Origin of the sequence: Lelliottia sp., assembly GCF_045627565.1 — a bacterium.
Taxonomy (GTDB): domain Bacteria; phylum Pseudomonadota; class Gammaproteobacteria; order Enterobacterales; family Enterobacteriaceae; genus Enterobacter.
Genome location: NZ_JAZQNX010000005.1, coordinates 240435 through 261317 on the forward strand (window position 1 = coordinate 240435; position 20883 = coordinate 261317).

Annotated in this window: 18 protein-coding genes and 1 other annotated feature; of the genes, 7 read left to right on the top strand and 11 right to left on the bottom strand. The window is 54.9% G+C overall.

Annotated elements, in window-relative coordinates; all coding sequences use genetic code 11:
- Positions 1–249: 249 nt before the first annotated feature.
- Positions 250–1164 carry an SPFH domain-containing protein gene (locus ACKI5T_RS03635; protein WP_012016369.1) on the top strand — a complete coding sequence of 305 codons (915 nt, stop codon included), beginning with the start codon at positions 250–252 and terminating at the stop codon, positions 1162–1164.
- The gene (locus tag ACKI5T_RS03640; RefSeq protein WP_407435608.1) at positions 1161–1613 is read left to right on the top strand and encodes an NfeD family protein; all 453 of its coding nucleotides are present in this window, start codon (positions 1161–1163) and stop codon (positions 1611–1613) included. The genes ACKI5T_RS03635 and ACKI5T_RS03640 overlap by 4 nt, the downstream gene beginning before the upstream one ends.
- Here the strand turns inward: ACKI5T_RS03640 and cueR are convergent.
- Positions 1610–2020 (bottom strand): Cu(I)-responsive transcriptional regulator, encoded by a 411-nt coding sequence (gene cueR, locus ACKI5T_RS03645; protein WP_407435610.1) that lies wholly within the window; start codon positions 2018–2020, stop codon positions 1610–1612. The two genes, ACKI5T_RS03640 and cueR, sit on opposite strands and share 4 nt — an antisense overlap.
- Positions 2021–2127: 107 nt before the next feature.
- On the opposite strand from cueR, the gene copA reads away from it, so the two are divergent.
- The 3 genes from copA (at position 2128) to ybaK (ending at position 6150) form a co-directional block, all read left to right on the top strand.
- Entirely contained in the window at positions 2128–4626 is a 2499-nt protein-coding gene (gene copA / locus ACKI5T_RS03650) for a copper-exporting P-type ATPase CopA (RefSeq protein ID WP_407435612.1), read from the top strand.
- Positions 4627–4676: 50 nt separating this feature from the next.
- Positions 4677–5471 carry a TraB/GumN family protein gene (locus tag ACKI5T_RS03655; protein WP_407435614.1) on the top strand — a complete coding sequence of 265 codons (795 nt, stop codon included), beginning with the start codon at positions 4677–4679 and terminating at the stop codon, positions 5469–5471.
- 199 nt (positions 5472–5670) lie between these two features.
- Positions 5671–6150 carry a Cys-tRNA(Pro)/Cys-tRNA(Cys) deacylase YbaK gene (gene ybaK / locus ACKI5T_RS03660; RefSeq protein WP_407435616.1) on the top strand — a complete coding sequence of 160 codons (480 nt, stop codon included), beginning with the start codon at positions 5671–5673 and terminating at the stop codon, positions 6148–6150.
- 135 nt (positions 6151–6285) lie between these two features.
- Here ybaK and ushA read toward each other — a convergent pair whose 3' ends face one another.
- Entirely contained in the window at positions 6286–7938 is a 1653-nt protein-coding gene (gene ushA / locus ACKI5T_RS03665; protein WP_407435618.1) for a bifunctional UDP-sugar hydrolase/5'-nucleotidase UshA, read from the bottom strand.
- Positions 7939–8102: 164 nt separating this feature from the next.
- Here ushA and ACKI5T_RS03670 point away from each other — a divergent pair, with 164 nt between their 5' ends.
- On the top strand, positions 8103–9323 hold the full coding sequence (locus tag ACKI5T_RS03670) for an MFS transporter (protein WP_407435620.1): 1221 nt from the start codon (positions 8103–8105) through the stop codon (positions 9321–9323).
- A gap of 232 nt (positions 9324–9555) precedes the next feature.
- Complete coding sequence (gene ybaL, locus ACKI5T_RS03675; RefSeq protein WP_407435622.1) at positions 9556–11232, top strand: YbaL family putative K(+) efflux transporter; 1677 nt, start codon at positions 9556–9558, stop codon at positions 11230–11232.
- Between the two features lie 93 nt (positions 11233–11325).
- On the opposite strand, the gene ACKI5T_RS03680 is transcribed toward ybaL, so the two are convergent.
- From ACKI5T_RS03680 to ACKI5T_RS03720, 9 genes are all read right to left on the bottom strand, one after another.
- On the bottom strand, positions 11326–12630 hold the full coding sequence (locus ACKI5T_RS03680; protein ID WP_012016360.1) for an inosine/guanosine kinase: 1305 nt from the start codon (positions 12628–12630) through the stop codon (positions 11326–11328).
- Positions 12631–12692: 62 nt separating this feature from the next.
- On the bottom strand, positions 12693–13655 hold the full coding sequence (hemH, locus tag ACKI5T_RS03685) for a ferrochelatase (protein ID WP_407435624.1): 963 nt from the start codon (positions 13653–13655) through the stop codon (positions 12693–12695).
- A 245-nt stretch (positions 13656–13900) separates the two neighbouring features.
- Positions 13901–14545 (bottom strand): adenylate kinase, encoded by a 645-nt coding sequence (gene adk / locus ACKI5T_RS03690; protein ID WP_012016358.1) that lies wholly within the window; start codon positions 14543–14545, stop codon positions 13901–13903.
- A 228-nt stretch (positions 14546–14773) separates the two neighbouring features.
- On the bottom strand, positions 14774–16648 hold the full coding sequence (gene htpG, locus ACKI5T_RS03695; RefSeq protein ID WP_407435626.1) for a molecular chaperone HtpG: 1875 nt from the start codon (positions 16646–16648) through the stop codon (positions 14774–14776).
- A 111-nt stretch (positions 16649–16759) separates the two neighbouring features.
- Entirely contained in the window at positions 16760–17365 is a 606-nt protein-coding gene (recR, locus tag ACKI5T_RS03700; RefSeq protein ID WP_407435628.1) for a recombination mediator RecR, read from the bottom strand.
- Positions 17365–17697 (bottom strand): YbaB/EbfC family nucleoid-associated protein, encoded by a 333-nt coding sequence (locus tag ACKI5T_RS03705; protein WP_012016355.1) that lies wholly within the window; start codon positions 17695–17697, stop codon positions 17365–17367. The genes recR and ACKI5T_RS03705 overlap by 1 nt, the downstream gene beginning before the upstream one ends.
- 53 nt (positions 17698–17750) lie before the next feature.
- Entirely contained in the window at positions 17751–19673 is a 1923-nt protein-coding gene (gene dnaX, locus ACKI5T_RS03710) for a DNA polymerase III subunit gamma/tau (RefSeq protein WP_407435630.1), read from the bottom strand.
- Positions 18351–18415, bottom strand: a sequence feature (DnaX frameshifting element). Its footprint overlaps the gene before it by 65 nt.
- Before the next feature lie 88 nt (positions 19674–19761).
- Positions 19762–20313, bottom strand: coding sequence for an adenine phosphoribosyltransferase (apt, locus tag ACKI5T_RS03715; RefSeq protein WP_012016353.1), 552 nt, complete (start codon positions 20311–20313; stop codon positions 19762–19764).
- A gap of 154 nt (positions 20314–20467) precedes the next feature.
- Positions 20468–20845: a DUF454 family protein gene (locus ACKI5T_RS03720; RefSeq protein ID WP_407435633.1), complete on the bottom strand. Its 378-nt coding sequence runs from the start codon at positions 20843–20845 to the stop codon at positions 20468–20470.
- Between the last annotated feature and the right edge of the window lie 38 nt (positions 20846–20883).

The following is a 20883-nucleotide window of genomic DNA, read 5'->3' on the forward strand; positions in this document are numbered from 1 at the left end:
GGAAACTCCCCGCTACGCACTGAGACTTTTTACTCAACGTAACTGCCTGATACAAGCCCCCCTTGCTTCTCAATGCTACTCTCACGATATTCCCTGCCACCCTTTCCCTCTGTTGATGTCTGCCGCGACCGAATATTGTAGCCACGTTAATGGATTAGGGGCGAATTCCCCTGCAATAGCCGATATACTGTCGTTCAACAAACGAACAATTTTTGTTGTGACACGGAATGCAAAACAGGAGGTTTTTATATGTTGATCGTTATCCCTATCCTTATCTTCGTCGCGCTGGTGATCGTTGGCGCGGGCGTAAAGATCGTGCCGCAGGGTTATCAGTGGACGGTTGAACGCTTCGGACGCTACACCAATACCCTTCAGCCGGGCTTAAGTCTCGTGGTCCCGTTTATGGATCGCATCGGGCGTAAGATCAACATGATGGAACAGGTGCTTGATATCCCCTCGCAGGAGATCATTTCGAAAGACAACGCCAACGTCACGATTGATGCCGTCTGTTTTATTCAGGTGATCGACGCCCCGAAAGCCGCTTATGAAGTCAGCAATCTTGAGTCGGCGATCATGAACCTGACGATGACCAACATTCGTACCGTGCTCGGCTCCATGGAGCTGGACGAAATGCTCTCACAGCGTGACAGCATCAATACGCGCCTGCTGCATATCGTCGATGAAGCGACCAATCCGTGGGGCATTAAAGTGACGCGTATCGAGATCCGCGACGTACGCCCACCGGCAGAACTGATTTCCTCGATGAACGCGCAGATGAAAGCTGAACGTACCAAACGTGCTTACATTCTTGAAGCCGAGGGTATTCGTCAGGCAGAAATTCTCAAAGCCGAAGGGGAAAAACAGTCGCAGATCTTAAAGGCGGAAGGTGAGCGTCAGTCCGCATTCTTGCAGGCGGAAGCGCGCGAACGTTCTGCCGAGGCTGAAGCCCGCGCCACGCAGATGGTTTCAGAGGCTATCGCGGCAGGGGACATTCAGGCGGTGAATTACTTTATCGCGCAGAAATACACCGATGCGTTACAGCAGATTGGCTCAGCCAATAACAGCAAAGTCGTGATGATGCCGCTCGATGCCAGCAGCCTGATGGGTTCAATCGCCGGTATCGCGGAACTGGTCAAAGACAGCGGAAACGAGCGCAAAAAATGATTGAGATGATCGTGGCACACCCGCACGTTTTCTGGCTCAGCCTGGGTGGCTTATTGCTGGCAGCCGAAATGCTCGGGGGCAATGGCTATCTGCTGTGGAGCGGCGTGGCGGCAGTCATTACCGGCCTGCTCGTCTGGCTGCTACCGTTCGGTTGGGAGTGGCAAGGCGCACTCTTTGCCGTGCTGACGCTGGTCGCAGCGTGGCTGTGGTGGCGATGGCTAAATCGCCAGGTGCGCAGCCAAAAACCCGCCAACGCCGCGCTCAATCAGCGCGGGCAACAGCTAATGGGTAAACGTTATACGCTGGATGATACGCTGATTAATGGTCGCGGACATGTGCGCATCGGTGACAGCTCATGGCCGGTCATCGCTGATGACGATCTGGTTGCCGGAACACGCGTAGAAGTGATTGCGGTCGAAGGGATCACGCTTCGCGTCAAAGCCTGTTAAGCGCTCGTCTTACGATGGCAGCAGCCGGAAAGGTTATCAATAATCGGACAATCGGCGCTGTCATCGCCTGGGCAAGATTCCGCCAGTGCCAGCAACTGTTCACGCATCGCCTGCAGCTCAACAATGTGGCGTTCGATCTCCGCCACTTTTTCCAGCGTCCTGCTTTTGACATCCGCGCTATGACGCTCAGGATCGTTGAACAGATTAACTAACTCGCCACACTCTTCAAGATTGAACCCCACCTGACGAGCCTGCCGCAGCAGCGTAAGCTCATCCAGATGCCGTTGCGTATAGCTGCGATAGCCGTTTTCGCTTCGCAACGGCGGCGTCACTAGCCCTTTCTCTTCGTAAAAACGAATCGCTTTGCTGGTCAGTCCGGTTTTTTTCGCCACATCACTGATATTCACATTTCCCCCTTGACCTTAACCTTGCTGGAAGGTTTAACCTTTATAACACTCAGTCAAAGCATTATTTTGGTCAATCGTTGACCGGATAACTATACAGGAGTTTTGTTATGTCTCACACAATCAACCTGACGCTGGATGGCCTCACCTGTGGTCACTGCGTCAAACGCGTGAAAGAAAGTCTGGAGCAACGCCCGGACGTTGACCATGCTGAAGTGACCGTTGAGCACGCAGAAGTGACGGGCAGCGCGAGCGCCGAGGCGCTGATCGACACCATCAAACAAGCCGGATACGGGGCGGAGCTCAGCCACCCAAAGGCTAACCCGCTGACAGAGTCATCAATCCCGTCGGAAGCGCTGACAGCGGACACCCCTGAGCTTCCGGCAGCCAGCGATATCGATGACAGCCAACAGCTGTTGATCAATGGCATGAGCTGCGCCAGCTGCGTCTCCCGCGTACAAAAAGCCTTACAGGCCGTACCGGGTGTGTCGCAGGCACGGGTCAACCTCGCGGAACGCACTGCGCTGATTATGGGTAGCGCGTCCGCCACAGAATTAGTCCAGGCGGTTGAAAAAGCGGGTTACGGCGCCGAGGCGATCGAAGATGAAGCCGAGCGCCGTGAACGCCAGCAGGAAACCGCCCTCGCCACCATGCAGCGTTTTCGCTGGCAGGCGATAGTCGCGCTGCTGGTCGGTATTCCGGTGATGGTGTGGGGCATGCTCGGCGACAACATGATGGTCACCGATGAGAACCGCACGCTGTGGCTGGTGATTGGTGTGGTGACGCTCGGCGTTATGGTTTTTGCCGGCGGACATTTTTATACCAGCGCCTGGAAAAGCCTGAAGAATCGCACCGCCACCATGGATACGCTAGTGGCGCTGGGAACCGGCGCGGCATGGATCTACTCCATGAGCGTCAACGTTTGGCCGCAGTGGTTCCCGATGGAAGCGCGTCATCTCTATTATGAAGCGAGCGCGATGATTATCGGCCTGATCAATCTCGGCCATATGCTTGAAGCCCGCGCGCGTCAGCGCTCATCAAAAGCGCTGGAACGTTTGCTCGACTTGACGCCGCCATCCGCACGTGTCGTGACGGATGACGGTGAAAAATCGCTGCCACTCGCCAACGTAAAGCCAGGAATGACGCTACGTCTTACTACTGGCGATCGCGTCCCGGTCGATGGTGAAATCACACAAGGTGAAGCCTGGCTGGATGAAGCCATGCTCACCGGCGAACCGATCCCGCAGCAAAAAAGCGCGGGTGACGCGGTACATGCCGGAACCGTAGTACAGGACGGCAGCGTGCTGTTCCGCGCCAGCGCGGTAGGCAGCCATACAACCCTGTCGCGCATCATTCGCATGGTGCGTCAGGCACAGAGCAGCAAGCCGGAAATTGGACAACTGGCTGATAAAATCTCCGCCATTTTTGTGCCGCTCGTGGTGGGTATCGCGCTGTTTAGCGCCGCCATCTGGTACTTTTTTGGCCCCGCCCCGCAGATTGTGTACACGCTGGTGATCGCCACCACGGTGCTGATCATCGCCTGCCCTTGCGCGCTCGGCCTGGCAACGCCAATGTCGATTATTTCCGGCGTCGGCCGTGCCGCGGAGTTTGGCGTGCTGGTTCGTGATGCCGATGCGCTCCAGCGTGCAAGCACGCTCGATACATTGGTGTTTGATAAAACCGGTACGTTAACGGAAGGCCGACCGCAGGTTGTGGCGGTGCGGACGGTAAATCTGGCGGATACTGACGCGCTGCGTCTGGCTGCGGCGCTAGAACAAGGCTCCAGCCATCCGCTGGCAAAGGCGATTATCGAAAAAGCCGGCAACGCAACGCTGCCGCAGGTGCATAATTTCCGCACGCTGCGCGGTTTGGGCGTGAGTGGCGATGTGGAAAATCGCGCTGTGCTGCTCGGCAATCAGGCGTTGTTGCAGGAAAACGGCATTGATACCGCAGTGCTGGACGATGAACTTAACGCTCAGGCTTCACAGGGGGCGACGCCGGTTCTGCTGGCGGTTGACGGCCTGGCGGTTGCACTGTTTGCAATTCGCGATCCGTTGCGTCAGGACAGCGTGGCCGCACTTCAGCGCCTGCATCGCGCGGGCTACCGTTTGGTGATGCTGACCGGCGATAACCCCACGACGGCCAACGCTATCGCCAAAGAGGCAGGCATTGATGAAGTGATTGCGGGCGTGATGCCGGACGGTAAAGCAGACGCCATCAAAATGCTGCAAAGACAGGGCCGTCAGGTGGCGATGATCGGCGATGGCATCAATGATGCACCCGCGCTGGCGCAGGCTGATGTCGGGATTGCGATGGGCGGCGGTAGCGACGTGGCGATTGAAACGGCGGCGATTACGCTGATGCGTCACAGCCTGATGGGCGTGGCTGATGCGCTGGCGATTTCAAAAGCCACGCTGCGCAATATGAAGCAAAACTTGCTCGGTGCGTTTATCTATAACGCGTTCGGCATTCCGATTGCTGCCGGCATTTTATGGCCGCTAACCGGAACCTTGTTGAACCCGGTTGTCGCGGGGGCCGCCATGGCGCTCTCCTCCATCACCGTGGTGAGCAACGCCAACCGGCTACTGCGCTTTACGCCGAAGGATTGAACCTTAACCTCCTACGCGCTAGCATGAACCTTTGTTTTCATGGAGCGCGTATGAGCCTGTTTAATCGTATAAAAACCACATTCCGCGCTCGGTTTCCCCGCCGTTACCCCTGGCCGGGACTGGATATGATGCTCCCCGGCGGACAGCATTTGCATCTGGTCGGCAGCATTCATATGGGCACGCGTGACATGTCACCGCTGCCACCCGCGTTGGTTGAAAAACTCAGTACCGCCGATGCGCTAATCGTTGAGGCGGATATTTCCGGCAACGAATCCCCCTTTGCAAACCTTGATATCCCGCCGCCCCTCAACGAGCGACTCAACGAATCGCAGCTGGCCGAGCTTGAGCGCGTTGCCGACGAGCTGGGGCTTTCCCTGTCGATGCTTGAAACCCAGCCGCTGTGGCAACTCGCCATGGTGTTGCAGGCCACGCAGGCTCAGCGCCTGGGATTGCGCGGCGAATACGGTATCGACTATCAACTTCTCAACGCCGCGCGCGCCAGAAATCTCAGAGTCATTGAGCTGGAAGGCGCTGAAAGTCAGATTGCGCTGCTGCGCCAGCTTCCCGGCGACGGGTTGTCGCTGCTGGATGATACGTTAACGCACTGGCACACCAACGCGCGGTTATTACAGATGATGATTAGCTGGTGGCTGGACGCACCGCCCGCCGACAGCAAGATGGAGCTACCCTCGACGTTTAGCGAATCGCTGTACGATGTGTTGATGCATGAACGTAATCAGGCCTGGCAAAAAACCTTGCAGGCGTTGCCCGCCGGACACTATGTGGTTGCCGTCGGCGCGCTGCATTTATACGGGGAAGGGAATTTGCCGTCGCTGTTAAAATAAAAAAATGGCCAATATTTCTATTGGCCCGTCAAAGAGGAATTTCATCGTTATTATTATGCCGAAGGAGACCTTCGGTTGAGCCGATTGTCGCTCAAAGTCATCATCTCCGCCAATACTATTGCGCAAGATGGTGCTATTTTTTAGACAGCCGTCAGGCGTATGCTGAACGCGAAAATTGTCCGTCGTCAGAAGGATCACTATGACTCCCGCCGTTAAATTACTCGAAAAAAACAACATTCCTTTCAAGATTCATACCTACGATCACGACCCCGCCGAAACCAATTTTGGTGACGAAGTGGTGCGCAAGCTGGGGCTGAATGCCGACCAGGTGTATAAAACGCTGCTGGTAGCCGTAAATGGCGATATGAAACATCTTGCGGTGGCGGTCACGCCCGTCGCGGGGCAACTGGATTTGAAAAAAGTCGCCAAAGCGCTGGGCGCGAAAAAGGTCGATATGGCGGATCCGATGGTGGCGCAGCGCACCACGGGATATCTGGTCGGCGGCATCAGCCCACTTGGTCAGAAAAAACGCCTGCCGACGCTGATTGATGCCCCTTCTCAGACGTTTGAAACGATCTTTATTTCAGGCGGAAAGCGCGGGCTGGATATTGAGCTTGGAGCAGAGGATTTAGCGAAAATCCTTGATGCCCAGTTTGCGGATATTGCGCGGCGGGACTGATCCTTCTGTACAAAAAAGAGCGTTATTGGTGAAGTCAGTTTGGACGCGGACAGCGCGCAGGAACCGGAGCGTACAGAGAGTACGTGAGGATTCCGAGCACTGCCCGCGTTGAAAATGCCGAACAAAATAGCCCTGTTACTGCCAGGTCACTTCGCCTTTCGGCTCATACGCATTCACATCCAGCGGTGAATTTTGCTGGATAAACTGCTTCAGCACTTCAGCGTCGATGAAGCCAGTATTCACATACCCCGGTTTATCATCGATATGCGGATAGCCGTCACCGCCGGTGGCGTTAAAGCTTAGTGTCGCCATGCGGTACGTTTTGGCGGGGTCAACCGGCTCGCCTTTGATCTTCAGATCGTTGAGCTTACCGTCTTTGGCGGTAAAACTGACGTTTGCAAACTGCGGATAGGCACCGGAATAAGGCTTCATTTTCGCCACGGCGGTCAGATAGTCGATCACCTCTTTACCACTCATATCGACGTACACCACGATGTTGCCAAACGGCTGAACCTTAAGCACATCTTTGTAGGTAATATCACCGCCATCAATGGAATCACGAATACCGCCGCCGCTCATCACGGCAAAATCAGCACTGGTGCGCGCCATTTGCGCTGCCAGCAACAGATGTCCCATATTGGTTTGCACAAAGCGAACTTTGCTGCGATCCCCTTCCAGACGACCATTAATATTGCCGATCTTCACATCCAGCTGCGCTTTTCCTTTGTTCTGGAATGGCGTCAGGAGCGACAGCATTTGCGCATTTTCGGCAATTTCTGGCGTGTAAAGTACGCGCTCACTTTTACCGTCATCGTAAGTCACTTTCTTCTTCAGGTTCACCGGAATCAGCTGGTAGTTCACCAGTTTCATCTCGCCGTTGCGGAACTCAAAATCAGCACGACCGACGTATTTGCCCCATTCGTGAGCCTGAACAATCCAGATCCCGTTCTGACGGTCGGGTGCACATGGCGTACCCGGCACGTAATCAACCTGCTTTTTATTCTCGGCAGCCATGCAAACGGGGTTTTGTGAGTGACCACCCACAATCATTGCCAGCGCGCCCTCAGGCAGGCTGCGCGCCATTTCCACATCACCCGGCGCGTTTGAGCCATGCTCGCCGTTATCGTAATGTCCCATATGAGTGGTCGCGATAATCACATCCGGCTTTTCGTTTTGATTCAACTCCTGAATCACCAGCCTGGCTTCATCAGCCGGTTTACGGAATTCGATGTCCGTAAAATATTCCGGGTTGCCGATTTTCGCGGTGTCGTCGGTGGTTAAGCCGATCACGGCGATTTTTAAATCTTCACGTTTGAAGAGCGCCCAGGGTTTAAACAGGCGCTCGCCGGTACTTTTTTGATAAATATTGGCGGAGAGGAACGGGAATTTAGACCATTTTTCCTGCTGGCGCAGAACGGTTAACGGATTATCAAATTCATGGTTGCCGACGGCCATCGCGTCATAACCAATTAAATTCATGCCACGGAAATCGGGTTCCGCGTCCTGTAAATCGGACTCCGGTACGCCGGTATTAATGTCGCCGCCAGAGAGCAATAATACGCTGCCACCCTGCGCCGCCACATCTTTGCGAATCCCGTCCACCAGCGTTTTTTGCGCCGACAAGCCATATTCACCGTATTCGCTACGCCAGAAATGACCGTGGTGGTCGTTGGTATGCAGAATAGTGATTTTGTAGGTTTTATCTTTTTCGTAAGCCTGCGCTGGCTGGCTTGCCACCGCCCATGCGGCTATCAGCGCCAATGCGACGCCTCGCTTCATTAACTTCATATTCTCGCTCCCTGACTAAAAGACAAACGCAAAAATTACAATGAGTAACAAGAATAGACAAATATGTTTTCAGAATTGCGACTTTCCTCAAATCTCCCGGAAAGGTATGTTAGCGAGATAATAATGACATCCTGCATTTCTTATAAATAAAGACGTGGAATTTTATGGCAATCAGTGAATCAACCCAGCCCGCCACGGGCTCTCCGGCGTCCCCGCCAAAAGCGCGCACCTCATTTGGTATTTTGGGCGCGATCAGTTTGTCGCATCTGCTGAACGATATGATTCAGTCGCTGATTCTGGCGATTTATCCGCTATTACAGTCAGAATTTTCATTAACTTTCGTTCAGATCGGGATGATTACGCTGACTTTCCAGATGGCATCGTCTCTGTTACAGCCCGTTGTGGGCTACTGGACAGATAAATATCCGATGCCGTGGTCACTGCCGATTGGGATGTGTTTCACTCTCAGCGGGCTGGTACTGCTGGCGCTAGCTGGTAGCTTTGAGATGGTTCTGGTTGCTGCGGCACTGGTCGGGACGGGCTCGTCAGTATTCCATCCGGAATCCTCGCGTGTGGCGCGTATGGCCTCAGGGGGGCGCCACGGCCTGGCGCAGTCGTTGTTCCAGGTGGGCGGCAACTTCGGTAGCTCGCTCGGTCCGCTGCTGGCCGCCGTCATCATTGCGCCATACGGAAAAGGTAATGTGGCCTGGTTTGTGCTGGCCGCACTGCTGGCGATTGTCGTATTGATTCAGATCAGCCGCTGGTATTCCGCACAGCATCGAGTGAACAAAGGAAAACCGAAGGTCGCCGTGGTGAATCCGTTGCCGCGCGATAAGGTCAGTCTGGCCGTCGGAATACTGTTAGTGCTGATTTTCTCTAAATATTTCTATATGGCGAGCATCAGCAGCTATTACACCTTTTATCTGATGGAAAAATTCGGATTATCGGTACAAAATGCGCAGTTTCACCTGTTTGCGTTCTTGTTCGCGGTTGCAGCAGGTACGGTGATTGGCGGCCCTGTCGGCGATAAAATTGGGCGTAAATACGTGATTTGGGGCTCTATCCTGGGCGTTGCGCCGTTTACCCTTATTTTGCCGTATGCATCCCTTGAATGGACGGGGATTTTGACGGTGATAATTGGTTTTATCCTGGCATCAGCATTTTCAGCCATTCTGGTGTATGCCCAGGAGCTAATGCCGGGACGTATTGGAATGGTTTCTGGACTCTTTTTCGGCTTCGCTTTTGGGATGGGAGGCCTTGGCGCCGCCGTTCTGGGGCTGGTTGCTGACCACACTAGTATCTTCCTGGTCTACAAAATCTGTGCTTTCCTGCCACTTCTGGGGATACTGACTATATTCCTGCCTGATTATCGGCATAAGGCCTAGTTTCTCTGCGGTCAAAGTCAAACTTTGGCCGCCCTCAGCACCTACTGCCGTAAGGCTTCCCTCTCGATCCTCGTGTTAATTTGTCCTAATCTGCTTTTTTTAACGCTTATTGCTGTTTTCTTCAAATTTCAATAATTATTCATAAACATAACGGTCAAAATTGTCATAAACTATTAATCGGGTTTTTGGCATTCACGCCAAAATGGATCACCACACGACGAAAGGAGACGGAATGCATCACGCCACACCGCTTATCACCACCATTGTTGGTGGCCTTGTGCTCGCTTTTATCCTTGGCATGCTTGCCAACAAGTTACGTATTTCTCCTCTCGTGGGCTATTTATTAGCAGGTGTGCTGGCAGGTCCGTTTACGCCCGGTTTTGTGGCAGATACCAAACTGGCGCCAGAACTGGCGGAATTAGGCGTGATTCTGCTGATGTTTGGCGTGGGTCTTCATTTCTCCCTGAAGGATTTGATGGCGGTAAAGGCCATCGCCATCCCCGGTGCGATCGCCCAGATAGGCGTGGCGACGTTATTGGGTATGGCGCTTTCTGCGGTGATAGGTTGGCCGCTGATGACCGGCATTGTGTTTGGATTGTGTCTCTCAACCGCCAGTACCGTGGTGCTGCTGCGCGCGCTTGAAGAACGACAGCTTATCGACAGTCAGCGTGGGCAAATCGCTATCGGCTGGCTGATTGTTGAAGATTTGGTGATGGTGTTGACGCTGGTTCTGTTGCCTGCCGTCGCCGGAATGCTTGAAAAAGATAACGTCGGCTTCGCATCGCTGGCGCTGGACATGAGTATCACCATCGGGAAGGTGATTGCGTTCATCGCCATCATGATGGTCGTGGGCCGCCGTCTGGTTCCCTGGATTATGTCGCGCAGCGCCGCCACCGGCTCGCGCGAACTGTTTACCCTTTCCGTACTGGCGCTGGCACTGGGCATTGCCTTCGGGGCGGTCGAGTTCTTTGACGTCTCCTTTGCTCTGGGCGCGTTCTTCGCCGGGATGGTGTTGAACGAGTCAGAGCTCAGCCACCGTGCAGCGCACGACACGCTGCCGCTGCGTGATGCATTTGCGGTGCTGTTCTTTGTCTCCGTCGGCATGCTGTTCGATCCGTGGATCCTCTTAGAGCAGCCGCTGGCGGTAGTGGCAACGCTGGCGATCATTATCTTCGGTAAATCTGTTGTCGCGTTCCTCCTGGTGCGCATGTTTGGCCATTCTCCGCGTACCGCGCTGACCATCGCGGCAAGCCTGGCGCAGATTGGTGAGTTCGCCTTTATCCTGGCGGGTCTGGGCATGGCGCTGAACCTGTTGCCACAGGCCGGACAAAATCTGGTGCTGGCAGGCGCTATCCTCTCCATCATGCTCAACCCGGTGCTGTTTGCAGTGCTGGAGAAATATCTCGATAAAACCGAGACGCTGGAAGAGCAGACGCTGGAAGAGGCGACCGAAGAAGAGAAACAGATCCCGGTGGATATCTGTAATCACGCGCTGCTGGTCGGGTTTGGCCGCGTCGGTAGCCTGCTCGGTGAGAAGCTGATGGCTCAGGGCATTCCGCTGGTGGTTATCGAGACATCACGTTCCCGCGTGGATGAGCTGCGTGCACGCGGTATCCGCGCCGTGTTAGGCAACGCCGCTAACGAAGAGATCATGAATCTGGCGCACCTGGACTGCGCGCGCTGGCTGCTGCTGACTATTCCTAATGGTTACGAGGCGGGCGAGATTGTCGCGACCGCGCGTGAGAAATGCCCGACGATTGAAATTATCGCCCGCGCGCATTATGACGACGAGGTGGAATACATTACCGAACGCGGTGCGAATCAGGTGGTGATGGGCGAGCGTGAGATTGCTAACACTATGATTACGATGATTGAAAAGCCGCCGATTGAAGAGGCGGTGACGGGGTAAGATTGCAGCTGTCTGGTGCCCTCACCCTGGCCCTCTCCCACCGGGAGAGGGAACGAACACTAAAAACGGTCACCTATGGTTACCGTTTTGCATTTACCTGTCCCAGTACGACTCTTCCAGACTGTCCTCTCGCTCCGGCAGCCCACGTGTCAAGCGCGGCGAATGCTGATTCAACACCTGATAGCTCACACGGTTCGCGTATTTACATACCTGCGCCAGCGACGAATAGGTTAGCCAGCTGGATTTGTGCTTGCTGGAGTTCGGGACGTTAGAACGGTGATAGGCATTCGCGGTGATATCGTGCAGCAGTGCCGCCAGCGCGCCATCGCCCGCACCGTTGGTGTTCATGATCTTCTCCGGCCCGCCCATATAAGGCGCGATATGAGAGAAAATACGCAGCGGATTTTCACACTCTTTGTGGCGCATCGCGCGGCTGAATTCGTACTGGTTGAATTCGGCAATCGCGCCCGGCAATAACGGATGCTGGGTTTTGCGTTTGCTCTCTTCTTCCGTAAAGCCCGCCATAAACAGCCCCACAGGACCGGCGGTGCAGAGCACCAAATCGACCCAATCCAGCGCTTTATCAGACGCCAGTAGCGGATCGCTTTCGCCGGTCAACGCTTCGGCCTCTTCTTCATTCATCGCCAGAATGGAAACATGCTCTTTCAGGAACGCCTGCCACCACTCGGGGTTATCAGCAATCACGAATTTAGTCCCCAGCGTCAACACCACCGGCACATTGTATTTTTTCGCGTATTCAATCGCCTGCATGGTCGCTTCCGGCATCGGTTCACCGGGCTTACAGCGCACCAGATAGGAGGTCAACACCAGGGCAGAAGCGCCCGCGATCACCTCTTCCGGGATGCTCTCCGCGCGCAGCTTATTCATGTGACCTGGACTGATGGCAAACGTGCGTTCGCCGGAATCGCTGATCAGCGTAAAGCAGCGGCCTATCGCCCCGTCAACACCCTGCAGATAGTTCAGATCGGTACGGCTGGAGGTGTTGCAAAGATAGCGGTAGGCGTAGCCGCCGATTTCAATGTTGCTGCACATCACGCCCAGCAGGACCGAACGGTCATCTGCCAGCACGGAATAGTTATGCATCGTGTTCCCGATAGTGCCGCCGGCAAACTGATGGGTGATCAGGTTTTCGCGCACCAGCTCCTGGTACAGCGCCTCAGCAACATCATCTTCAATCACCAGCGAATGACCGGAACTTAACCCATAACGTGCAACAAATGCATCATCCACTTTCGCTTCAATGTCGACCAACGTTTGATCGATACCGACCACCCACGCCGCGCTGGTTTCATTTTCTGGCTGAATCTGTTGCAGGAGGGGATCGCGTGCGTTGACGGGGAAATAGTGTTTGGATTTGCGCTTACCGGGAAATTTCATGTTCAGGGCTACGAGTGACTAATGGGCCGGAAATGGTAGCACAAACCCGGCCCAAAACGCGATTAGCGCCGCGTCGTTACCAGCGAGACCATCATCTCGATATGCTCTGGCGAGTCATTCAGGGCTGGAATGTATTCGTACTTCGTTCCGCCAGCTTCGAGGAAAAACTCCCGGTTCTGCACCGCGATCTCTTCCAGCGTTTCCAGACAGTCCGCCGAAAAGCCAGGGGACATCACCTGAACGTGCTTCACGCCCTTTTCACCAAGCATTTTCAGCGTTTCATCGGTGTAAGGTGTCAGCCAGGGTTCACGGCCAAAGCGCGACTGGAAGGTCATCATCACTTTTTCAGGCGGCAGGCCCAGCGCAGAAACCAGTTCGCGCGTGGTGTCACGACAGCGCTGCGGATAGTCATCGCCTTCATCAGCGTAACGCTGCGGAATCCCGTGATAGGAGAGTAAAAGCAGATCCGGCTCGCCGTGTTTAGCGAACGATGCGCGCGCACTGTTCACCAGAGCCGCAATGTACATCTCATCATCGGCGTAATCGCGGATAAAGGTAATGCCAGGAATATGACGACGCGTCGCAAGAATGCGTGCCAGCTCGTCCCAGACTGCAGCGACCGTCGAGCAGGAATATTGCGGATACAGTGCGAGTACCACGATATGCTCAACGCCCTGTGACAACAGGTTTTCGACCGCACTTTCCAGCGACGGTTTGCCATAGCTCATGCCGAGCGCGACGGGCATATCCGGCAAACGGGCGGCAAGCGCTTTCTCCTGACGACGGCTGTAAACCATCAGCGGAGAGCCCTCTTCCATCCATACGGACTGGTAAAGTTTGGCAACGCGTGGGGAGCGAATCGGCAGAATGACGCCACGCAATAGCGGCCACCACAACACTCGTGGGGTATCGACGACGCGCGTGTCGCTTAAAAACTGTCGCAGGTAACGCTTAACTGCTGCTGGAGTGGGTGCTTCTGGAGTGCCCAGATTGGCAAGCAGGATGCCGGTTTTCGCCTGACTCATTCACGCCTCTTAACCATTTGAATGGCTGATGATTGTAACTGAAAAGCGTGTAAACGGAACCCATTGCTGCGATAGGAAAGAGGAGAGAATATCTCACCCGAAGCGTTTCGGGTGAGTCCACGTCATCTTTCAGGCTGCCTCTTTGTTGGCTGCGCCCTCTCCCCTGTCACAGAGTTATCTCTATTCCAGGGAGTCGAGTCCTTGCCGCCGCGATGCAGCCCGAATGATTGAGTGGCGAAAAGCGATTAGCCGAGGATCTTTTCCAGCTCTGCACGCACTTCAGCGACTGGCTTGGTGCCGTCAACTTTGGCGTATTGGGTGTTACCCGCCTGCGCTTCTTTAGAGTAGTAGCCGATCAGCGGCGCGGTCATCTGATGGTATTCCACCAGGCGTTTACGCACGGTCTCTTCCTGATCGTCTTTACGCGTAGTCAGCTCTTCGCCGGTCACGTCGTCTTTGCCTTCAACCTTCGGTGGGTTGAATTTGATGTGGTAAACGCGACCGGATGCAGCGTGGACGCGACGACCGATAATGCGGTCAACGATCAGCTCGTCAGGAACGGCAAATTCCAGAACGTAATCCACGTTGATACCCGCTTCTTTCATGGCGTCAGCCTGCGGAATGGTACGCGGGAAGCCGTCCAGCAGGAAACCGTTACGGCAATCTTCCTGAGTGATGCGTTCTTTTACCAGGGCGATAACCAGTTCGTCAGTCACCAGTTTGCCGGCGTCCATGATGTCTTTCGCTTTTTTACCCAGTTCGGAGCCAGATTTAACAGCGGCACGCAGCATGTCACCCGTAGAGATTTGCGGAATACCGTATTTCTCCATGATGAACTGAGCCTGAGTTCCTTTACCCGCGCCCGGAGCGCCAAGCAGAATAATACGCATTGCGAAAATCCCCTCAAAAGTTGGTTCAATTTTTCAAAAGCGCTAAACAATACCATCAGAACGGGTATGGCTCAAGGAAGGCGGGGAGGCTGAAACGGTTAACGGGGGAGATAATTTGGGTTCGTGCGATTGATTCCCCCTCACCCTAGCCCTCTCCCCAAAGGGGAGAGGGAACTTGAACACCCTCTCCCCTTTGGGGAGAGGGCAGGGTGAGGGGTAGGTGTTTAATTACGCCAGCAGCAATGCATTCACGCGCTTGATGAACTGGTTTGGATCTTCCAGCGTACCGCGCTCGGCCAGCAGGGATTGATCCAACAGCAGTTCAACCCACTCGGAGAAGCGTGCTTCATCCTGCGTATCTGCCGCGCGTTTGACCAGCGGGTGATCCGGGTTCAGCTCGAAGATGTATTTTACTTCTGGCATCGCCTGGCCCGCAGCAGCGAACAGTTTCGCCATCTGGGTGCCCATTTCGTCCGCATCGGTAGTGACAATCGCCGGGGTATCGGTCAGACGGTGCGTGAAGCGCACCTCTTTCACGCGGTCGCCCAGCAGGGTTTTCACGCGCTCTACGAAAGGCTCCAGCGCTTTCTCGGCTTCTTTCGCGGTTTCGTCCACTTCATCCGCCAGTTTATCGATGGATTCGTCCGCTTTCGCCACAGACTGGAACGCTTTACCGTCGAACTCCGTCAGGTAGTTCATCATCCACTCATCGATGCGGTCGGAAAGCAGCAGCACTTCGATGCCTTTCTTACGCAGCAGCTCCAGATGCGGGCTGCTCTTCGCCGCAGCGTAGCTGTCTGCGGTGATGTAGTAGATCTTCTCCTGCCCTTCTTTCATTCGAGACACGTAATCTTCAAGCGACACGGTCTGCTCGGAAGAGTCGGTGTGCGTAGAGGCAAAGCGCAGCAGTTTGGCAATTGATTCCACGTTGCCCGAATCTTCCGCTGGGCCTTCTTTCAGCACCAGGCCGAACTGTTTCCAGAAGGTCTGGTATTTTTCCGCATCGTCTTTCGCCAGTTTTTCCAGCATCTGCAGCGTACGTTTGGTCAGCGCGTTACGCAGATTGCGCGTCACGGTGCTGTCCTGCAGGATTTCGCGCGAAACGTTCAGCGGCAGATCGTTGGAATCAATCAGACCACGGGTGAAGCGCAGGTAATTCGGCATGAACTGCTCGGCATCGTCCATGATGAACACGCGCTGCACGTACAGTTTCAGGCCGTGCTTGTGATCGCGGTTCCACATGTCCCACGGTGCCTGCGCCGGGATATACAGCAGGCTGGTGTATTCCTGCTTACCTTCTACACGATTGTGGCTCCAGGTCAGCGGATCGGTAAAGTCGTGGGCGATGTGCTTATAGAATTCGTTGTATTCGTCGTCTTTGATTTCAGACTTGTTACGCGTCCACAGCGCCTGCGCCTTGTTGATTTTTTCCCAGGAGACAACGGTTTCCCCGTCCTGCTCTTCCCGTTTTTCGATCTCAACAGGCAATGCGATGTGGTCGGAATATTTGCTGATGATCGAGCGCACGCGCCAGTCATTCAGGAAATCGTCTTCGCCTTCGCGCAGGTGCAGGGTGATTTCGGTACCGCGATCGGCTTTGGTGATGTCATCAACGGTGTATTCACCTTCACCGTGAGATTCCCAGAACACGCCGTTTTCAGCGCTGTCGCCCGCCGCGCGGGTGCGCACGGTGACTTTGTCCGCCACGATAAACGCAGAGTAGAAGCCCACGCCGAACTGGCCAATCAGTTGGCTGTCTTTCGCCTGATCGGAACCCATGGATTCGAGGAAGGATTTGGTACCAGATTTAGCAATCGTACCGAGATGATCGATCACCTCGTCGCGATTCATGCCGATACCGTTATCAGCAATGGTCAGGGTGCGGTTGTCTTTATCGAAAGAGACGCGCACGCGCAGTTCACCGTCGCCTTCATACAGATCCGGGTTGGACAACGCGCGGAAGCGCAGTTTGTCCGCCGCATCCGAGGCGTTGGAAATCAGTTCGCGCAGGAAAATTTCTTTATTGGAATACAGGGAATGGATCATCAGGTGCAGAAGCTGTTTGACCTCTGACTGGAAACCACGGGTTTCTTGTCCTTTCATATTCAATCGACCTCAACAATGCCATTTAATGGGGTTTAAACGAGTTGAGTGAGAGATGGGGATAAGAACAGAATATTTCAAGCGGAGGCCACGAATGCGGCCTCCGTTTGGTCAGAAAATAAGCTTGTGACGCCCAGCCAGAGAGTGTGACAGCGTGGTGCCGTCCACCATTTCCAGCTCACCGCCAACCGGCACGCCGTGGGCGATTCTGCTGGCGCTCACGCCATACTGCGCGCACAGCTCACCGATATAGTTCGCTGTCGCCTCGCCTTCCACCGTCGGGTTGGTGGCGAGAATCACCTCGGTCAGCGTCTCAAATTCAAGGCGCTGTTCAAGACGATCCAGACCAATATCATCCGGGCCAATCCCATCCAGTGGCGACAGATGCCCCATCAGTACGAAATAACGGCCCGAAAACTGCCCGGTTTGCTCAATGGCGTAGATGTCCGCTGGACTCTCCACCACGCAAATCTGACCGTTTTCCTGACGACGCGGATTGGTGCAGATATTGCACACATCCTGCTCGGTAAATGTACGGCAATCCGCACAGTGACCAATTTCTGACATGGCGCGGGTCAGTGCCTGCGCCAGGCGCATCCCGCCGCTGCGGTCGCGCTGTAACAGCGTAAACGCCATACGTTGCGCTGATTTCGGGCCAACGCCCGGCAAACAGCGCAGCGCTTCCATTAACTGCGTGAGCAGCGGACTGGTTTGCATCAGAACGGCATCTTGAAGCCCGGCGGCAATTGCATACCGCTGGAAACAGAGGCCATTTTCTCTTTCTGAGTTTCGTCGATACGGCGCGCAGCATCGTTAAATGCAGCAGCAACCAGATCTTCCAGCATGTCTTTGTCGTCTTCGAGCAGGCTCGGATCGATCTCCACGCGGCGGCAGTTGTGCGCGCCGTTAATGGTGACTTTCACCAGACCGGCACCAGATTCACCCGTGACTTCCAACTGGGCGATCTCTTCCTGTGCCTTCTGCATTTTTTCCTGCATCTGCTGAGCCTGCTTCATCAGGCCACCCAGACCGCCTTTTCCACCAAACATAGGCTTCTCTCTCTTTCACGTTTAACGATTAAAACCGTAAGTCAGACTCACGATCAAAGGGGGCGAATACTTTCTTCATCCAGATCGGCGTCGAAGAAACGACGCAGAGTCTGGATATTGTTATCCGCAATAATCGACTCGCGCGCTTGCGCAAGCTTCTCTTCATAAATGGCCTGTCGCCACTCCAGCGGCGTTCGCATCTCGGGATTATCATCTTCAATGATAGTCAATTCAACCGGTGCACCGTGCAATGTGGCAAGCGCCTCCGTCAACACCTTTTGCGCTGACGGGGAATTGAGATGCCGTTGACTCGGACGCAAATGCAGGCGGATATGATTCCCGTCCTGCTCTTTCCAGGCATTCAGAGCAACCTGTTCCACCAGCTTCGGCAACTGCAATTTGCTGACCTCAGCGGCCCAGGCATCACGCTCAAGCGACTCTTCGGCAAGCTTTGCTGACAGCTCTGGCGTCTTCTCATGTTCGAGCGCTTTTTTTAGCGCTTTCGGCGTGGCAACTTCGACTTTCACCTCTACTGCGGTGTTGGTCGATTTCCAGCGGTAAGCCTCTTTCTTCGCCGGGGCTTCGGCTGCGCTGGACGCGGGGCGCGATTGTACGCGCTCCGTTACCGATGCGAGTCGTTCGAGTGCGGCGTTATTAACCGGCCGCGCTCTTCCTGGCGCTGCCGGTTCACTCTTTTTTGGCTTGGTTGCTCCCTGCGCGCGCTGTAGCTGATTGCGGGCGGCGAGCACCGAACTGGTGGCATCCGGCAGCGAGACGTCCTGCCGGGGTGGTGGCGCAGCTTCCTGCGGCACTTGCGGCGGCGTCAACACGGCGGTTGGCGCGACCGGAGCAAAAGATTGTTGCGTGGCTTCAGGCTCTGGCAGCGGCTTGCGAGGATGGAACGCCAGCGCACGCAGCAGCGTCATTTCGACACCCATACGGCGGTCCGGCGCAAACGGCAGCTCTTTACGGCCAATCAGCAGCGTCTGATAGTAAAGCTGAACGTCGGTTGGCGGAACGATGCGCGCAAGTTCGCGCATCCGCTGCTCTATCGCGGCCATATCTGCGCCAATGGCGGCAGGCGAAAGCTGCAACATGGCTACGCGGTGCAGCAAGGCGAGCATTTCTACCAGGAGCGCTTCCCACTCCACACCGCGAGACGCCGCGACGTTGACCAGCGACATCACACGTTCACCGTTCGCCTCGATCACGGCTTCGACCAGCGACAGCGCCTGATCGTCGTCGAGCGTGCCAAGCATCGTGCTGACCGCGACCGTTGAAAGCTGGCCGTCACCGCTGGCAATCGCCTGATCGGTGAGGCTTAACGCATCACGCAGGCTACCGTCTGCAGCACGCGCCAGCAGTTGCAGCGCACGCGGTTCGTGGACGATTTTTTCTTCGCCAAGAATATGCTCGAGCTGCGCGCGGATCTGTTCAACGTCCAGCGCCTTCAGATGGAACTGCAGGCAACGCGACAGAATGGTGACAGGCAGCTTTTGCGGATCGGTCGTCGCCAGCAGGAATTTGACATGCGATGGCGGCTCTTCCAGCGTTTTCAGCAGGGCGTTAAAGCTGTGGCGCGACAGCATGTGCACTTCATCGATCAAATAGACCTTGAAGCGGCCACGCGCCGGGGCGTACTGCACGTTATCCAGCAGATCGCGGGTATCTTCGACTTTCGTGCGCGATGCAGCATCGATCTCAATCAGATCGACAAAACGCCCCTGCTCGATTTCACGGCAGTTATCACATACGCCGCACGGTGTTGCGGTGATCCCGGTTTCGCAGTTGAGGCCTTTTGCCAGCAAACGGGCAATAGACGTTTTGCCGACGCCGCGCGTGCCGGAAAATAGATACGCGTGATGAATACGTCCTAGCGATAAACCGTTCGCCAGGGCGGTCAGCACATGTTCCTGGCCGACAACGTCAGCGAAGGTTTGGGGTCGCCATTTTCGGGCTAACACCTGATAACTCATGGGCAGGCTCTGCAACGCTGGAAGGTGGAATTCAGGGGGGTCATGCTAACACAACCTCACCCGTTGGGCGAGGTTGCGGGAGTCGGGATTAATGACCCGGGAAAGGAACGAGACTGTAGCTGGTGATGCCCTGTTTTTCCAGGCGCTGTTCGCCGCCCAGATCGAACAGATTGATGATGAAGGCCGCGTCGGTCACTTCGCCACCCAGACGGCGGATCAGTTTCACGGTCGCTTCGATCGTGCCACCCGTTGCCAGCAGATCGTCGACAACCAGCACTTTATCACCCGGTTTAATCGCATCAACATGGATTTCAAGCTGATCGGTGCCGTATTCCAGCTCATAACTTTCAGCAATGGTTTCACGTGGCAATTTACGCGGTTTACGTACCGGTACAAAGCCCACACCCATCTCGAGCGCAACCGGTGCGCCAAACAGGAAGCCACGCGCTTCTGTTCCTACTACTTTAGTGATCCCGGCGTTTTTGTAACGCTCAACCAGCAGTTCAATGCTGAGTGCGTACGCTTTCGGGTCTTCCAGCAAGCTGGTGACATCACGGAAAAGAATGCCAGGCTTTGGATAATCCTGGATACTTTTGATGCTGTTTTTCAGATATTCAAGCTGCTGCGCAGTTGCGGTCATAAATGTATGCCTGGTTAAAAACGGTGTTACCCACGGTGTGCAGAAAAGTACGGTCAAAGTTACAATTGATTAACCTTTGACCAGGCGCACCTGTGCTCGAAAACGGTCGAATTTACTGGCTGCGCGGGATAATTGCAACAGCCATCAGCGCTCTTCAGTGCTTTTGTTGTTTTTCATCAACGACTGGAATTCGCCACATAAAGAATAGCAGGCAGGAGAGAATTACCAGCAACAAGATGCGTACCCACATCATCTTGACCAGCCACACTGAAATGGCAAAGGTAATGAGGATCACCGCAATGGCGCGCGGCTTTGCCCCAGGCGGCATCGCCCGGTATTGTTGCCAGTGGCGCAGATAGCCACCAAACCACGAGCGATAAAGCAGCCATTGGTGGAATCGCGGCGACGAGCGGGCAAAACACCAGGCCGCCAGCAGAATAAACGGCGTGGTCGGCAAGAGCGGTAAAACCACGCCCAACGTGCCAAGCACTACCGCAAGCCAGCCAATGATGATTAAAATAGTACGCTTCATAATGCGAATCGTTATCAAACTGAACGGCTACTTTACCA